This is a genomic window from Mariniblastus fucicola (assembly GCF_008087665.1).
Lineage (GTDB): Bacteria > Planctomycetota > Planctomycetia > Pirellulales > Pirellulaceae > Mariniblastus > Mariniblastus fucicola.
The window spans coordinates 5,070,743-5,084,728 of the sequence record NZ_CP042912.1; the positions used below are offsets into that span (position 1 = coordinate 5,070,743).

Consider the following 13,986-nt stretch of genomic DNA (forward strand, 5'->3'; position numbering starts at 1 on the left):
ACTGAGTCGAAATTCAGCCCATCGTTTAACGGCAAGCCGAAGGCGACTGCGCCTGCATGCTAACGCGCAGTCGCCGTCGGCTTGCCGCTAAGCACATTTTGCCGCCGCGCTACCGCGTTGGAATCTGAAGCCAACCAAGCGGAGCATCAGGACAGGAATCAGAGACAGAACAAGGTAGGCTACAGCACTAACAGCCATAGCCTTAACAAAATACAAGACCTCACCAATCTCTTGAATGGACTCATTGATGTACGTAAGTGCATACAAGAATCCTGGTTGGCCGAGCATAACCACCAGTCCAGCTAAAAAAGAACAGACATGAAGCGGCCATGGCAAGACGCCACTTGGCTACGCCAGGAAACAGGAACCCCTCATCAAAATTTTCCGACAAGAAATTACCTTCCAACGAACATGCTACAACTCTGGTGTACGATTTTTCGCTTGGCAGTTGGACAACTACGTAAATGCAGGCGTAGGCGCCTCCGGCTTGCCGTTAAACGAAATCTCTCACGCCAGGGGCTAATTCGAATCCAGAATTGCCAGGTTCGGCGCCACCTGTTCGATTTGCCGGGTCATGTACTTCTTGACCTGAGCCGTCGTCTTGAACTTCATCACCGTTGCGACAATGCTCTCGGCTTCCTCAATCGAGATCTGACTGGCCAACTGTTTGATCGAGGGTACAAACGCAGGGCTCATACTGAACCGACGCAAACCCATCCCCAGCAACAACAGAAACGCTTTCGGCTTACCCGCCATCTCACCGCAAACGGTCACCGGAGTACGACTCTCGTTGCACGCCGTGATAACGTGCTTGAGCACGCGAAGAACCGGCGGAGCCAGCGGCTGACAAAGGTGACTGACTTTCGGATTGTCGCGATCGGCCGCCATCAGGTATTGAACCAGATCGTTTGAGCCAATCGAAACGAAATCGACCAGATCCAGCATCGTGTCGATTGAAATTGCCGCCGCGGGAACTTCCAGCATCATCCCGAACAGCAATTCCTTGACCTTGATATCTCGCGCTGTCAAAGTTTTATAGGCTTTGCGAATCATCGAGCGAAGTTTCCGCAACTCTTCGACCGTCGTCACCATCGGGAACATAATTCGGGCCGTCCCTTGAGGGAACTCACTGGCGGCACGAACGATCGCCCGAATCTGGGTATTGAAAAACTCGGGATGCTCGAAAGACAAACGAATGCTCCGCCAGCCCATGAACGGATTGGCTTCTTTATGGTCGTGCCCCAAATAGGCGACCGTTTTGTCACCGCCGATGTCCAGAGTCCGGATTGTCACATTGTGGTTCGGACTGGCCGCAATGATGTCGCGGTAAACTTCGTACTGCTCATCTTCGTCTGGCAAATCGCTATGAGTCAGATACAGATACTCCGTTCGATACAGGCCAATACCAGACGCTCCCATCGCGGCAGCAGCCTTCGCATCGGATACGCCATTGATGTTGGCTTCGAGGCGAAGCTCGGTGCCACATTTTGTTTGAGCTTTCTCATCGCGGTTGGTCGCGAGTTGGTCGCGCAGGTCAAAGAACTCCCGTTCCAGCTTTCGAAATGCCGCTAACGATTCCGCGTTCGGATTGACTTCCACGCATCCAGCGCGGCCATCGACAACGATCGTGTCGCCCGTCTTGACCTTGCGGAGCATGTTCTTGACGCCAGAGACCGCCGGAATTCCGCGCGACCTGGCGATAATCGCGGCGTGGCTGGTCTGGCTGCCGGCCTGAGTCACGATGCCATGGACATCAAAATCGCCAAGAGCCACTGCTTGCGAAGGTAGCAGCTCGTCCGCGACAAGAATCAGAGGCCCTTCGACCATCTTGTCAGCCGATTTCGAGTGTTTCAGATGGCTGCTGACGCGGATAATCACGTCGCGGATGTCATCCAGCTTCTCCCGCAGATAAGCGTCCTTGGTCTTGCTAAAGATCGCGGTGTACTCGCCAAGCAACCGGTGGAGAGCTGCTCCCGCGTTCATTTTCTCTTCTACGATCCAGTTGCGAATCTTGTTGGTGAACGCAGGATCACGCAAAATTTGTTGGTGAACGGCAAAGATCGTTGCCTCGTCATGGCCAACCTGGGCATCGACTTTTTTCTCCAGAGCGCGCAGGTCAGCGGTCGCCTTGTCCCGAGCCGTTTCATAACTCGCCAGTTCGGCGGTAATCTCGGTGTCTTCGAGGCGTTTCGTGTCGGGATTAACGAAGATCTCGTGGATGACGTAGGCGGTCCCGATCGCCACGCCAGGTGAAACTGCGATTCCTCTGCGCATGGCATGATCGTAGCATTCGGCTCGATAACCGGGAAGTCGCCTGAACACGACCGATCGATTCCGTGAAGAACGCCACCGCAAACGGCAATCGAGGGCTTGGTAATAGACGTATTGACTCGATTTCGAAAGCTGCGAAAAAGCCTATTGAAACCGGCGTGCAACGTCAAATTCCGTGTTGTTTGCCCAGATTCGCTTTGCTATAGTTACGCCATTCTGCAATGGCCGAAAAGACGACCTTGCAATCCAAAACACTTGAGTGCAGCTGAAAGGCAACTGGACACAACATGCGGTTCTCCCAACTCGACCGAATCCTCGAACTCGACAAGGGAGCGTCGATTAAAGCAGTCAAGTGCCTTTCGCTTTCGGAAGAGTATCTCAACGATCACTTTCCGCGGTTCCCGGTCATGCCGGGCGTCTTGATGCTTGAGGCCATGTTTCAGGCAAGCATGTGGCTGGTTCGAGAGAGCAATGACTTCGAACATTCCACGGTGGTTTTGCGCGAAGCCAAAAGCATGAAGTTCCAGGGCTTTGTTCAGCCTGGAAGCTCTCTGGTTGTCGATGCGGAAATCAAGAAAGTTGAAGATTCAATTACAAAACTCAAAGTCGTCGGTACGATCGACGGCAAGGCTTCCGTCTCAGGCAGATTGACTCTTGAGTCCTACAATCTGGCCGACCGCGAAGGTCGCGATGAAGCGGTCGACAAATACATGATCCACCAGTTCCGCAAATTTTATCGCCGCTTGTGGGCACCCATCCCTGCGTAATGAACCAGTTTCGCGAACCGCGACGATCAGCACGCACGGATCAATCCAAATCATTTTCAAATCACCAATTTAGACTGTCACAGGAGTAAACATGTCGGTCAAAGAAGAAACGTACAAAAAGGTTTCCGAAGTCCTTATCGATGCACTTGGCGTTGATGATGATGAAGTTACGCCTGAGGCCACCATGATCGGTGACCTTGGTGCAGAGTCGATCGACTTTCTGGACATCGTTTTCAAGCTGGAGCAAACGTTCGGTATCTCGATCGATCGCGAAGAACTTTTCCCCGACGACATCCTCACCAGCAGTGAGTATCTGCAAGACGGCAAGGTCACGCCTGAAGGTGTTGCCAAACTGAAAGAGCGGATGCCGTTCGCCGATCTGGAAAAGTTCGAAGCGAATCCTGTCGTTCAGGATTTTGCCAATTTGCTGACGGTTCAGGATCTGTGCCGTTTCGTTGAGCACAAACAGGCTTAGGCCAATTTTGACATCGTCGTGATTGCCCTTCGTTGAGACATCACTCGAAGGGTTTTTCACTGCGAGTAACGGAAAGCTGACAAAGCAATGCGCTGGTTTTGGATTGATCGCTTCACTGAATTCGTAGCTGGCGAAACTGCCGAAGCGATCAAGTGCATTAGCCTCAGCGAAGAGGTCGTCGACGAGTATTCGCCATGTCGGACTTTCTTGCCGGCGTCGGTGATTATCGAAGGCATCGCTCAGACCGGTGGCTTGTTGTTGGGACAAATGAGCGATTTCAATGATCGTATCGTTTTGGCCAAAGTCACCAGCAGCGAATTTCATTTCGAGGCTGAACCCGGCACCAAATTGACTTACCGTGTCCGCATCACGAACAATGATGAGATGGGAGCGATGGTCGAAGGGACCTCGCACGCAGGCGACCGGCTTCAGGCCAAAATTGACCTGATGTTTGCGCGGCTCGATGACGAAAGATTCAAGGGAGTCGAGCTTTTCGAACCCGCAGAGTTTTGCCGGATGCTCAGGCTGTTGCGTCTGTTCGAAGTCGGAGTCTATCCGGACGGATCAAAAGTTCAGATCCCTGACCACATGATTGAAGCCGAACAGGCATTTCTTAAAATCGGCGTTTGAAAAGAACACCACGGACTACGTCATGATTGCTCCTACCCAACGCCGCCGTGTGGTTGTCACCGGTGTCGGCGTCATCAACCCGCTTGGCAACGACATCGAAACCGTTTGGTCTGCTCTTAAAGAAGGCAAATCGGGCGTCGGCTATACGACGATTTTTGATGCCAGCAAATTCCCCACTCGAATCTCTGCAGAGATTAAAAACTGGGATGTCTCTCAAGCCGGTGAAGATCCTGAAAAGTGGAAATTCCGCGGGCGACATACCTGCTTCGCCGCCGGTGCTGCACGTCAGGCTTTCGATGCCTCGGGCGTCGGCGATTCCATCAAAGACCGCCGAAGGTTCGGTGTGTACATGGGCAGCGGTGAAGGCAACCAGGACTTCTACTCGTTCGCCAACATGATGGCCAAGTCGCTGGACGCGGAAGGTAAGCTCGATCTGGTCAAATTCACGCGAGCCGGACTCGACATCCTCAACCCGGTCGTGGAACTTGAACAGGAGCCCAACATGCCGCCGGGACATGTCGCGGCTATGTTTGATGCTCAGGGGCCCAACGCAAACTGCCTTACGGCTTGTGCGGCCAGCAGCCAGGCAATCGGAGAGGCCACAGAGATCATTCGCCGCGGCGAAGCAGATGTGATGCTTTCTGGTGGAACGCACAGCATGATCCACCCGTTTGGAGTAACCGGCTTCAATCTGCTGACAGCGCTTTCGACGAACAACGACGATCCGACCGGCGCGTCACGTCCTTTCGATCGACTTCGCGACGGGTTTGTCCTGGGAGAAGGCGCGGCCATGGTCGTGCTGGAAGAACTGGAACACGCTAAAGCCCGCGGCGCGAACATCATCGGCGAAATTCGGGGCTATGGCTCAACCGCTGACGCCTATCGTGTCACCGACATTCATCCAGAAGGCCGCGGTGCGATTGGCTGCATGCGAATGGCACTGAACGATGCCGGGATGACGCCAGAGCAAATCGACTATGTCAATGCTCACGGCACCAGCACAACGGTAAACGACAAAGTCGAATCGAAGGCCTGCCGCGAAGTGTTCGGCGAAAGGGCAGGGCAGGTTCCAGTTTCAAGCACCAAGAGCATGATGGGGCACTTGATCGCTGCCGCCGGCGCGACAGAATTGATTGTGTGCATGATGGCGATTCGCGACAACATTTTGCCACCGACCATCAACTACGAAAACCCGGATCCGCTTTGCGATTTGGACTACGTTCCCAATACCGCTCGCGAAGCGAACTGCAACATCGCGCTGACCAACAGCTTTGGTTTCGGCGGCCAGAACATTTCGGTTGTGGTTTCCGGCTTCGAAGACTGAAGCCCGTCAGTTTCTTCCAGCGGCCAAGCGTGCTCCTCAAACGACCAGCCCCGCGACCTTCTGCCAAGGTTGTTGGATGTAACGGTTACTCCGAGCCGCTAGCGGGATCGCTACGATTCCGATGAACTGCGACCGATAACTGCGAGTAAGACTTCTTCGCTTTCGCAGTTCCCGCAGTTTCGGATTTCCATGCCCTCGGTTGTTCTGATCAACGATACCAGCCTCTACGCGCCGCATTTCGGCTGCCAATTGGTGGGGCAAACGATCAGGGAACAGCTTGCCAGAACCGGCACGGCACTGATCGCTGCATTTCCGCGAAAGTTGAACATGTCCATCGCACGTCCGTATTTGGACCGTGCCGATTTGGTCATCATCAACGCTGAAGGTACGTTTCATCACGGCAGACACACCGAACTGCTGGATCTGGCGCGACGCTGGCCCTGTGCGTTAATCAACGGCGTGTTTCAGGACAATGGAGACCTGCCGATCCTGGAGCAATTCGAATACATCTCGATGCGGGAAAGCCTCAGTGCGGCAGAGGTTCGGTCTCAGGGGGTGCTTTGTAAACGGATCCCGGACTTGCTGTTCGCGTCCTCAATGCTCCGATCGGTTCCGAATCTTGATCGTGACATGGAGCTTGGTATCACCGACAATGTGCTCAACAAGATGTCGGGCTTTTCGCCCAACGGCGAACTTGCGTATGAGTCGCTGAAAAAGATCGCTCGCTGCCAAAAACTGTGCGCCGGCCGATTCCATGCCGCCATCGCTGCAGCGGTGCTCCGCGTGCCGTTTTCAACATGGGACTCAAACACCTGGAAAACTCGTGGCTTAATGCAGGACATTGGCTTGCCACAGCTTCACTTCCAGTCGCAAACGGAAGCGATCCGAAACGTGCCAGAAATTTTCGATCAAAAGATCGATCGCTTTGTAGAATCCGCTCAATCGAAGATTGAGACCATGTTCGATACGCTATCGAACATCGCGAAACGGAACTCGGTCGCTCGGCGATGCAAAATCGCTGGTTCCGGATTGAAAATTTTCCGAGCCGACGACCAAACTGATTCGTATCGCGACGCAGCCTAACCGCCTGCTTTGATCGGCATTTTTGAGCGAGAATTCGCGAGGCCGAAGCGAATTGCGCGGCCTAGCAAAGCCCACAGAGCGAGCCGATCACGATCAAGATGGTTCCGACAAGGATGCTATTGCTGATTCGTTGAGCGGTCGAAATGTTCTGTTGCGATTCCATCTGATTTCCTCTTGAGTTGGCGGTCTCATGGTTCCAATGCAACCTGCGTTCCAAGTGAAAACGCATTGAAATTTGCAGAGGAAGACCGAAAGATGAGGCAAATCCGAAACAGCAAAGGTTTGCTTGCTGCTTAAACGCAACATCGCCGCCATTCACAAGCAGCCTGCTAACCCTAAACGCTGGCGACCACAGATCCCAGCTGATCCGGCCGCTGTAACTCATGCTACTCAGGCTGATGCCAGTCGCCGACCAATCGCACCGAGGCGTTCGGATTATCGATCGTCGCAGTGTCCGTTCCGCCGGCTCGACTGAAAGCACTAACTTCATCGAGGAACTGAAACGAATGTGTCAACGGTCCGTCTGAGATTGTTGTCGAATCACCGCTGACGGAAAGGACGTTGTTCGCCACAGAATCGCGAAACACCAATCGGTCGTTTCCAGCTGAGTCGACCAGTCCTTCAAACGCAAAGTATGGCTCAAAGCTGTAACGAAAGCCGGGTCCATAGTAAAGACTCTCTTCGGAAGTAATCCGAAGCGTCTCGTCGGTATCTGTCCCAACAACATGAACCGCAGTTGCGCTTCCCTCTTGGGCGAGCAGACTTGCGCGTCGAAATCCATTGAAATGAAATCGACTATCCGTTTGGTCCAAATTAGCCACAATCGCATCCGATGAAATATCAATCGAATCCGCGACTTCCGAATTTCGAATCTCGATGGTGTCGTAGCCAATCGACGATTCAACCAAGTTTTCTGCAAACCCACTAACCTGCCGTGTACGGCCACCGAGTTTGACGTTGACGGATTCCAGATCAGTTGTGAATTGATCGACCGCAGCGCTATCGAAAACTCGGGCTGTATCCTGCCCACGAACGGAATAGGCAGCCACAGTGCCGAACCCAACAACGCTCAAAGCGACTTGAGAATTGGTCAATGTCGTGATGTTCTCAAACGAGTTCAGAGTGTCATCATCGGGTGAGTCGCCGAGCACCACGCGACTGTCCAACGACGCCGCTTTGACTTCGACATTTTCCAAATCATGAAACCGAATGACAGATCCTATCCCACGAACGATCATTCGGGATGGAGTAACAAGTAGATTCTGCAATTCCGGTGACGCCTGAATGACGAGCCGATCATCTCCCGACAGTCCGACAACACGGACGCCAGATGCCTCGACCGGAAGCTCGAAATTAACCGGCGAACCGTTGACGTAGATCAATTCGGATTGGGCTAAATCGAGCTCAAAAAGGTCGTTCTCGTCGGTTCCATAAATACTCAACGAGTTGTGAGCCGCATTGGTAGCAAGATTCGCCAACAATGAACCTTCGCCTTTGCTGACTGGAACCAGGTGATAATTAACGATGCCAGCATCATCGGTCGTCGTCACAAGGTAACTGCCGAGAAAGCCGCGGAACTCGAAATCGCCTGAGCCATCAGTACTGCCTTCCGATTCCGTCGTCCACTCGTCCATCAACGCAAAGTAACGTTGCCCGGCAGCATTGATGGTCCAGTCAAGATCGACGAGGGAGGCATCTGCACCGCGCCAGTGCGAACCGGCCCAGAAACCCCACATAATGATTCCTTCGGTTTCCGGACAACTAAAGACAAACCGGTAGAAATCCTCCAGCGATTGGGCTCGTTTTTCTGGGTCCGGGTGCACGGTATCGTATTCCGTGAACCAAATCCCCAAACCGGAATCCTGAAATTGCTCCATCGCGATTTCAATACCCATGGGAGACGCCAGACCATCGAAGTGAGACTGAAAACCGACGCCGTCCACATTCGACCCCAACGACTCGACCAATTCCCGATAGCGAATCGTCTTGGCTTCCGAATTTTCCAAACCGTACTCGTTGACCAGCAACTTCGCAGCGGGATCAACTTCGCGAGCACGCTGAAACATCCACGAACGAATGGACTCGCCCAGTCGATCCTGGAAAAATGTATGGTTCAGCATCTCGTTGTTGACGTCCCACGCATACAGCCGTGCCTGGAAGCGGGATACCACATCGGTGATCCGCCGATCCATCGCCTGCATCAATTGACTGTCGGAAAGCGCCTCCAGCCACGGAGGGCGAAACTGCTCTGCCGGCCAAAAAAGTGCGTGGCCTTTGACGCGAATTCCATTTTGCTCGCAAAAGTCGATCGACGCGTCGGCAATTGAATAGTCTTCCTGCCCCTGGGTGAACTCGACAGCTCTCCACTGAGCGTGCCACTCGATCGTGGCCCAGTCGAAATGTTCACGAAAGAAATCACGGTAGACTTCGTCCTGCTCGAATCGCCAGTTCAATGTTGAACCGAAAGGAAAATCATGCGACACCTGCTCGACGCCGACCGACAATCCGGCAACCGGTTTGCCGTTGCTGCGTGAAAAATTCAGCACGACATCGCGTTTGCGGATCTGTTCGATACGATCATCGGCTTCCTGACGCCATTCGTTCTCAGTTACCGTGACAGAATCGACCAAAAAATCGAAGGTGTGCCGATCGTCCTCGGAGCCATCGATCGCGAGAATCAAGTGCTGGATTTCTCCGTAAGGATCAAATGTAAATCCGCCCCGCATCTTCACCCACTGACCGGGCTCAGCCACCCCTTCGCCGACTTTCAGCCCACGCTCTCCGCGGTCGTCGACCTGGAACAGAAGGAATCGCATCGTCCCCGAAACGTCACCTACAGGTTTGACCCAAGCTTCAACGTAATAGTCCTTGCCAGGTTCGAGGCTGGCTTGGTCGATCGGTTGAGAGACTCCGTGCCAGAAATCTGTTCGATTCGTGACCAAACATGCCCCAGCAGTTTGGTGACTGTCCTCGGAAACGGCCAGCGTCGTGCCACCGCGGCTCAACCACCAACTGAGGCCTTCGTCGAATTCTCCGTTTCGAATCGCCTGAGCCGACCCGCCATTGGCCCACATGCAAACGATCGCGATCGCCCACGCCAGCAGATGCCTGTTTTGTTTTGTCTGATCCATCATGGTCGCCTATCTCTGAGATTGCTCCAGTTTCGCAAAACTACTCGTCGCGTCAAACACAATCTTGAACCTGAACCATCTTTTGGCTGACCTGTCCGGGATGATATCCGCAGGGCATATGCGCGACGGAATGTCCACAATACAATCGCCCCATACTATCGTGCATCCGACGGCACCAATCTGGTCGGACCCCGATCACCAACGTTTTGGCATAGCTGAATGAACCCTCGCAAAATCCTTGTTACCGCAGCGCTTCCGTACGCGAACGGCCCGATCCACCTCGGACATCTGGTGGAATATATTCAGACAGACATTTGGGCGAGGTTCCAGCGTTTGCGTGGCCACGAAGTCCTGTTCGTCTGCGCGGACGACACGCACGGAACTGCGATCATGTTGCGGGCTCAGAAGGAAGGTCGCAGCGAAGAGGAAGTCATCGCCGAATCGAGCGAAGCTCATCAACGCGATTTTGCCGGGTTTGGAGTCAGCTTTGACAACTACGGCAGCACCCACAGTGATGAGAACCGAAGGCTGTGCGGTGAGATCTGGCAGAAGATTCGAGACGCCGGCCTGGTGAAAGAGAAACAGGTCGAGCAGCTTTTCGACACCGAAAAGGAAACCTTTCTGGCGGACCGGTTCGTTACGGGCACGTGCCCAAAGTGTGGCACGCCTGACCAACCGGGCGACAATTGCAGCAAATGCGGCGAGACTTATTCGCCAGTGGAGCTTATCGATCCGCTTAGCACCATTTCCGGAACCAAGCCGGAAGTGCGGATCGCGAACCACCTGTTCATTGAACTTGAACAGCTTCACGGATTTCTGAACGAGTGGACTCAGGACAGCGACAGCCTGCAGTCTGAGGTCGCCAATTACCTCAAGGGACAATTTCTCGGTGACGAACTTCGCGATTGGGATATATCCCGACCGGCCCAGTATTTCGGATTCGAGATCCCAGACAGCCCCGGCGACTACTGGTACGTCTGGTTCGATGCACCAATCGGTTATATGGCTTCGACGCAGCAATGGTGCGATGCAAACGGCTCGCAGATTGATGACTGGTGGAAGAATCCAGAGTGCGAAATCCATCACTTCATCGGCAAAGACATTATTTATTTTCACACGCTGTTCTGGCCGGGAATGCTTAAGACTGCGGGTTACAGCCTGCCGACGAAAGTTCGTATTCACGGTTTCTTGACCGTTGATGGCGAAAAGATGTCCAAGAGCAAGGGCACGTTTATCAAAGCGGAAACATATTTGAAGCATCTCGACCCGTCGGCGCTGCGATACTTCTACGCGTCGAAACTGGGGCCGAACCTCGATGACATTGACTTGAGTCTGGATGAGTTTCAGGCGAAAGTCGACACGGACCTGGTGAACAAAGTCGTTAATTTGGCATCACGTTGTGCCAAGTTTCTTCAGCCAACCGGTCTTTCAACTGAGTGGCCGGACGATGGCGGCCTGTTCGAACAAGCCGCAAATTCGGCTGACGAGATTGCTCAGGCTTACGAAGACTGCGACTACAACAAAGCCATGCGTCTGATTCTGGCGGCCGCTGATCGCGCCAACCCCTTCATTGAAAACGCCGCACCATGGGTACTGAAGAAAGACGAGAGCAAAGCTCAGGAACTGCAGGACGTTTGCACAATCGCAATCAACCTGTTCCGGCAACTGGCAATCTTCCTGGCGCCGGTTTTACCGGACCTTGCGGAAAAGACGGGCGATCTGCTCGGTGATCCGATCACTTCATGGGATCAGGCACAAACGCCGTTGTTGGGGACTCCGATCAACAAATTTAAACACATGATGAAACGAATCGATCCAAAGGATATCGCAAAGATGACTGACGAGACCAAAGCCGAACACGAAGCCGAACACGAAGCCGAAGCTGCTTCCGGAGCACTTTCCGAACTGGCTGCCAAGTACAACGATAGCCCGCAGCACCTGATCGACAAGCCGCTGTCGGAAGAGTGCACGTTTGAGGACTTCATCAAGGTCGACCTTCGCGTCGCCCGTGTCTTGCAAGCTTCTCATGTCGAAGGAGCTGACAAGCTGCTGCAACTAACGTTGGGGCTCGGCGGTGATGAACAGCGCAACGTTTTTGCCGGGATCAAATCCGCCTACGATCCCGCAGACCTGGAAGGGCGTCTGGTTGTGATGGTGGCCAACCTGAAGCCACGCAAGATGCGTTTTGGCATGAGCGAAGGCATGGTTTGCGCTGCCGGTGGACCGGAAGCGACTGAAATCTATCTTCTCGATCCCGATGACGGCGCTCAGCCTGGCCAGCGGGTGACCTAGCGCAGCTGGGAGGTTCGCAATTCACGAGTATCGCAGCCCGCATTTGCGGGAATGCAACTGAAAGCTTGCGATCTTTCGCGTCGAACTCGCAAAAGAGAGCCTGTGAAAGCTGAATGCGACTCAGGCCCTAACGTCCACAATAATGCCAAATGAGTTGTGGCAGCCAAACTATCCTTGCGTTTCAAGCGTTCGCCGCACGAACTGAAATTTCGATGCATTCAGGTGTTACACCCAAACCAACTGTGACTAACTCTACTGTCGCAAATAGCCATACATCCTGAGATTTGACATTCGAATTGAAAGACGCGTCGAAATGTGTCGAGCTTCAAAGCAGGTTGAGGGACCTAAACTTTTGAATCTCTACCCGAAGGCATCAGATATGATTATCCGATTTTTGGCGACTGTTTCGATTCTTTTGGCCATCAGCTCCAGCGTTCACGCTGATATCGTCATTTTCACGGATCAGAGTGCCTGGCTTGCTGCGACGCAGAGCCTGATAACTGAAAACTTTGACGACACGACGCTGGTTTCAGGTTTGAGCTCCACCTCGGATAACGGTGGAATCGCCGGTGGGACGTGGAACGACACAGTTACCGACCCGCTTATTGGATCTGCCTCCACAACGGAATGGTCTTACACCAACGCCCCGACGGCTTGGGGAGCTTTCTTTGACTTAACGCCAGGCGGTGAGGGAAGCGGAATTGATATTGATGTCCAGCTTGACGATCTGTCGAGTGAGAGCCTTGGCACGATCGACAGCGATGGATTCTGGGGATTCATCTCCGACGACCAAGGCATCAACTCGATTGAATTCTCGACAAGCACGTTTTTGGGATTGTCACAGGAAGAGTATGCGATGGACAACATGTCGACCGGATTCGCAGCAGTCCCGGAACCAAGTGCCGCAACAGTCCTAGTGTTGGCCAGCATGGCCTTGCTAAGAAGGCGTCGATAGATCTACCTTTCGGGCGGCGATAGACGACGGCGAGCCTCAGTGGAACATTTTGTCCGAAATGATGAACAGGAAGTTTGTTGCCACCAACCGGTAAGCCAATCAGTCTTCGGTATCGTCGCTACGAAATCTCTCGATCAGTCTTTGGATCCCGGCGTCAGCCATCCCAATGGTGGCGCCGACGGCTACGCCCAGCATCAATCCAAAACCACTGCCCGAGGCGTCCAACGCGACGCTCAGGAAGACCGCAATTCGGATTAGATAGTGACTTCGTCGCAATTCGCAATCTCATCGCAGGACAATCTGGCTGGAAGAATACAGCATTGGGTAGTTGTGGAGCGATCTGCTTCAACCACAACACCCGTTCGTGCCCATGAACGATCCTGAAACAAAGCGAATTCAAGCGGCCGGCTTAATCGCGGGGATCTGCGACGGTCGACCAGTTCCTCCGGCTACCGTCATCGCAGGAATTGGACCGTTCCAATCAAACCATCTTTCTCGGTATAGCGGACAAGCACTTCGCCACGTTTGCCACTCTCACGCCACCAATGCTCCAGATCGACGCAGTGCTTCCCAAGGGAGACGCGGGTTGGCACGCTCGCACCGAAGCCACCCTTGGAAAACATCTTGGCGTAACGCGCCCGAAACGCCTCAATACCAGGCGGCTTTTCTTCCTCACCGTCGAATACTCGAACGTCCGCATGGTAACACGCACAAAACCCGTCCAGATCGGCGCGGTTGTACGCGTCCAGCTGTTTGATGGCAAGCGTTGTGATCACTGATTGTTCTGCTTCATCTGCAACAGGCTTATCGACGGGAGGCGCAGGCTTGCCACACGACGTGAACCCAAAGATGAGGCAACCGACGAGAGCCAAAAGTACTTTGTTCATATGCTAAAAATCACTCTCAGGTTCATGTTGTTTGCCGCACTACGTGATTCCGACGAACGCCACGCGTTGTGGTTCCAATTTGAAACCGCATGTTTTAAAGACTGTCTCCAACGGAAAGCCATGCCACTTTCTCTCAAAGGCGGTACCTCGAAAGGATCGCCTCAGTTTTCC

General features: G+C 53.5%; 11 protein-coding genes. 8 read left to right on the plus strand and 3 right to left on the minus strand.

The window, feature by feature from the left end; all coding sequences use genetic code 11:
• Nucleotides 1-519 precede the first annotated feature (519 nt).
• Nucleotides 520-2,274 (minus strand): phosphoenolpyruvate--protein phosphotransferase, encoded by a 1,755-nt coding sequence (gene ptsP / locus MFFC18_RS18910; protein ID WP_075084623.1) that lies wholly within the window; start codon nucleotides 2,272-2,274, stop codon nucleotides 520-522.
• 284 nt (nucleotides 2,275-2,558) lie between these two features.
• On the opposite strand from ptsP, the gene MFFC18_RS18915 reads away from it, so the two are divergent.
• The 5 genes from MFFC18_RS18915 to MFFC18_RS18935 all read left to right on the plus strand — a co-directional run bounded on the left by MFFC18_RS18915 (nucleotide 2,559) and on the right by MFFC18_RS18935 (nucleotide 6,550).
• Nucleotides 2,559-3,038 carry a 3-hydroxyacyl-ACP dehydratase FabZ family protein gene (locus tag MFFC18_RS18915; protein ID WP_075084624.1) on the plus strand — a complete coding sequence of 160 codons (480 nt, stop codon included), beginning with the start codon at nucleotides 2,559-2,561 and terminating at the stop codon, nucleotides 3,036-3,038.
• A 91-nt stretch (nucleotides 3,039-3,129) separates the two neighbouring features.
• Nucleotides 3,130-3,513 (plus strand): acyl carrier protein, encoded by a 384-nt coding sequence (locus tag MFFC18_RS18920; protein WP_075084625.1) that lies wholly within the window; start codon nucleotides 3,130-3,132, stop codon nucleotides 3,511-3,513.
• Nucleotides 3,514-3,600: 87 nt separating this feature from the next.
• Complete coding sequence (locus tag MFFC18_RS18925; RefSeq protein WP_075084626.1) at nucleotides 3,601-4,143, plus strand: hotdog family protein; 543 nt, start codon at nucleotides 3,601-3,603, stop codon at nucleotides 4,141-4,143.
• Between the two features lie 22 nt (nucleotides 4,144-4,165).
• Nucleotides 4,166-5,467: a beta-ketoacyl-[acyl-carrier-protein] synthase family protein gene (locus MFFC18_RS18930; protein WP_075084627.1), complete on the plus strand. Its 1,302-nt coding sequence runs from the start codon at nucleotides 4,166-4,168 to the stop codon at nucleotides 5,465-5,467.
• Between the two features lie 189 nt (nucleotides 5,468-5,656).
• Nucleotides 5,657-6,550 carry a polysaccharide pyruvyl transferase family protein gene (locus tag MFFC18_RS18935; RefSeq protein ID WP_075084628.1) on the plus strand — a complete coding sequence of 298 codons (894 nt, stop codon included), beginning with the start codon at nucleotides 5,657-5,659 and terminating at the stop codon, nucleotides 6,548-6,550.
• Nucleotides 6,551-6,936: 386 nt separating this feature from the next.
• Here MFFC18_RS18935 and MFFC18_RS18940 read toward each other — a convergent pair whose 3' ends face one another.
• Entirely contained in the window at nucleotides 6,937-9,681 is a 2,745-nt protein-coding gene (locus MFFC18_RS18940) for an endo-1,4-beta-xylanase (protein ID WP_162273955.1), read from the minus strand.
• Between the two features lie 219 nt (nucleotides 9,682-9,900).
• On the opposite strand from MFFC18_RS18940, the gene metG reads away from it, so the two are divergent.
• The 3 genes from metG (at nucleotide 9,901) to MFFC18_RS18955 (ending at nucleotide 13,186) form a co-directional block, all read left to right on the plus strand.
• Entirely contained in the window at nucleotides 9,901-11,973 is a 2,073-nt protein-coding gene (gene metG / locus MFFC18_RS18945; RefSeq protein ID WP_075084631.1) for a methionine--tRNA ligase, read from the plus strand.
• Between the two features lie 379 nt (nucleotides 11,974-12,352).
• Complete coding sequence (locus MFFC18_RS18950; RefSeq protein WP_075084632.1) at nucleotides 12,353-12,928, plus strand: hypothetical protein; 576 nt, start codon at nucleotides 12,353-12,355, stop codon at nucleotides 12,926-12,928.
• 39 nt (nucleotides 12,929-12,967) lie between these two features.
• The gene (locus tag MFFC18_RS18955) at nucleotides 12,968-13,186 is read left to right on the plus strand and encodes a hypothetical protein (RefSeq protein WP_075084633.1); all 219 of its coding nucleotides are present in this window, start codon (nucleotides 12,968-12,970) and stop codon (nucleotides 13,184-13,186) included.
• A gap of 197 nt (nucleotides 13,187-13,383) precedes the next feature.
• Here MFFC18_RS18955 and MFFC18_RS18960 read toward each other — a convergent pair whose 3' ends face one another.
• The gene (locus MFFC18_RS18960) at nucleotides 13,384-13,815 is read right to left on the minus strand and encodes a nuclear transport factor 2 family protein (protein WP_075084634.1); all 432 of its coding nucleotides are present in this window, start codon (nucleotides 13,813-13,815) and stop codon (nucleotides 13,384-13,386) included.
• Nucleotides 13,816-13,986: the final 171 nt, after the last annotated feature.

Bases quoted from the DNA above. Each gene is read 5' to 3' on its own strand.
- MFFC18_RS18920 (WP_075084625.1), top strand. From the start codon at position 3,130: ATGTCGGTCAAAGAAGAAACGTACAAAAAGGTTTCCGAAGTCCTTATC.
- MFFC18_RS18960 (WP_075084634.1), bottom strand. From the start codon at position 13,815: ATGAACAAAGTACTTTTGGCTCTCGTCGGTTGCCTCATCTTTGGGTTC.
- MFFC18_RS18930 (WP_075084627.1), top strand. From the start codon at position 4,166: ATGATTGCTCCTACCCAACGCCGCCGTGTGGTTGTCACCGGTGTCGGC.
- ptsP (WP_075084623.1), bottom strand. From the start codon at position 2,274: ATGCGCAGAGGAATCGCAGTTTCACCTGGCGTGGCGATCGGGACCGCC.
- MFFC18_RS18925 (WP_075084626.1), top strand. From the start codon at position 3,601: ATGCGCTGGTTTTGGATTGATCGCTTCACTGAATTCGTAGCTGGCGAA.
- MFFC18_RS18950 (WP_075084632.1), top strand. From the start codon at position 12,353: ATGATTATCCGATTTTTGGCGACTGTTTCGATTCTTTTGGCCATCAGC.
- MFFC18_RS18915 (WP_075084624.1), top strand. From the start codon at position 2,559: ATGCGGTTCTCCCAACTCGACCGAATCCTCGAACTCGACAAGGGAGCG.
- MFFC18_RS18940 (WP_162273955.1), bottom strand. From the start codon at position 9,681: ATGGATCAGACAAAACAAAACAGGCATCTGCTGGCGTGGGCGATCGCG.
- MFFC18_RS18935 (WP_075084628.1), top strand. From the start codon at position 5,657: ATGCCCTCGGTTGTTCTGATCAACGATACCAGCCTCTACGCGCCGCAT.
- metG (WP_075084631.1), top strand. From the start codon at position 9,901: ATGAACCCTCGCAAAATCCTTGTTACCGCAGCGCTTCCGTACGCGAAC.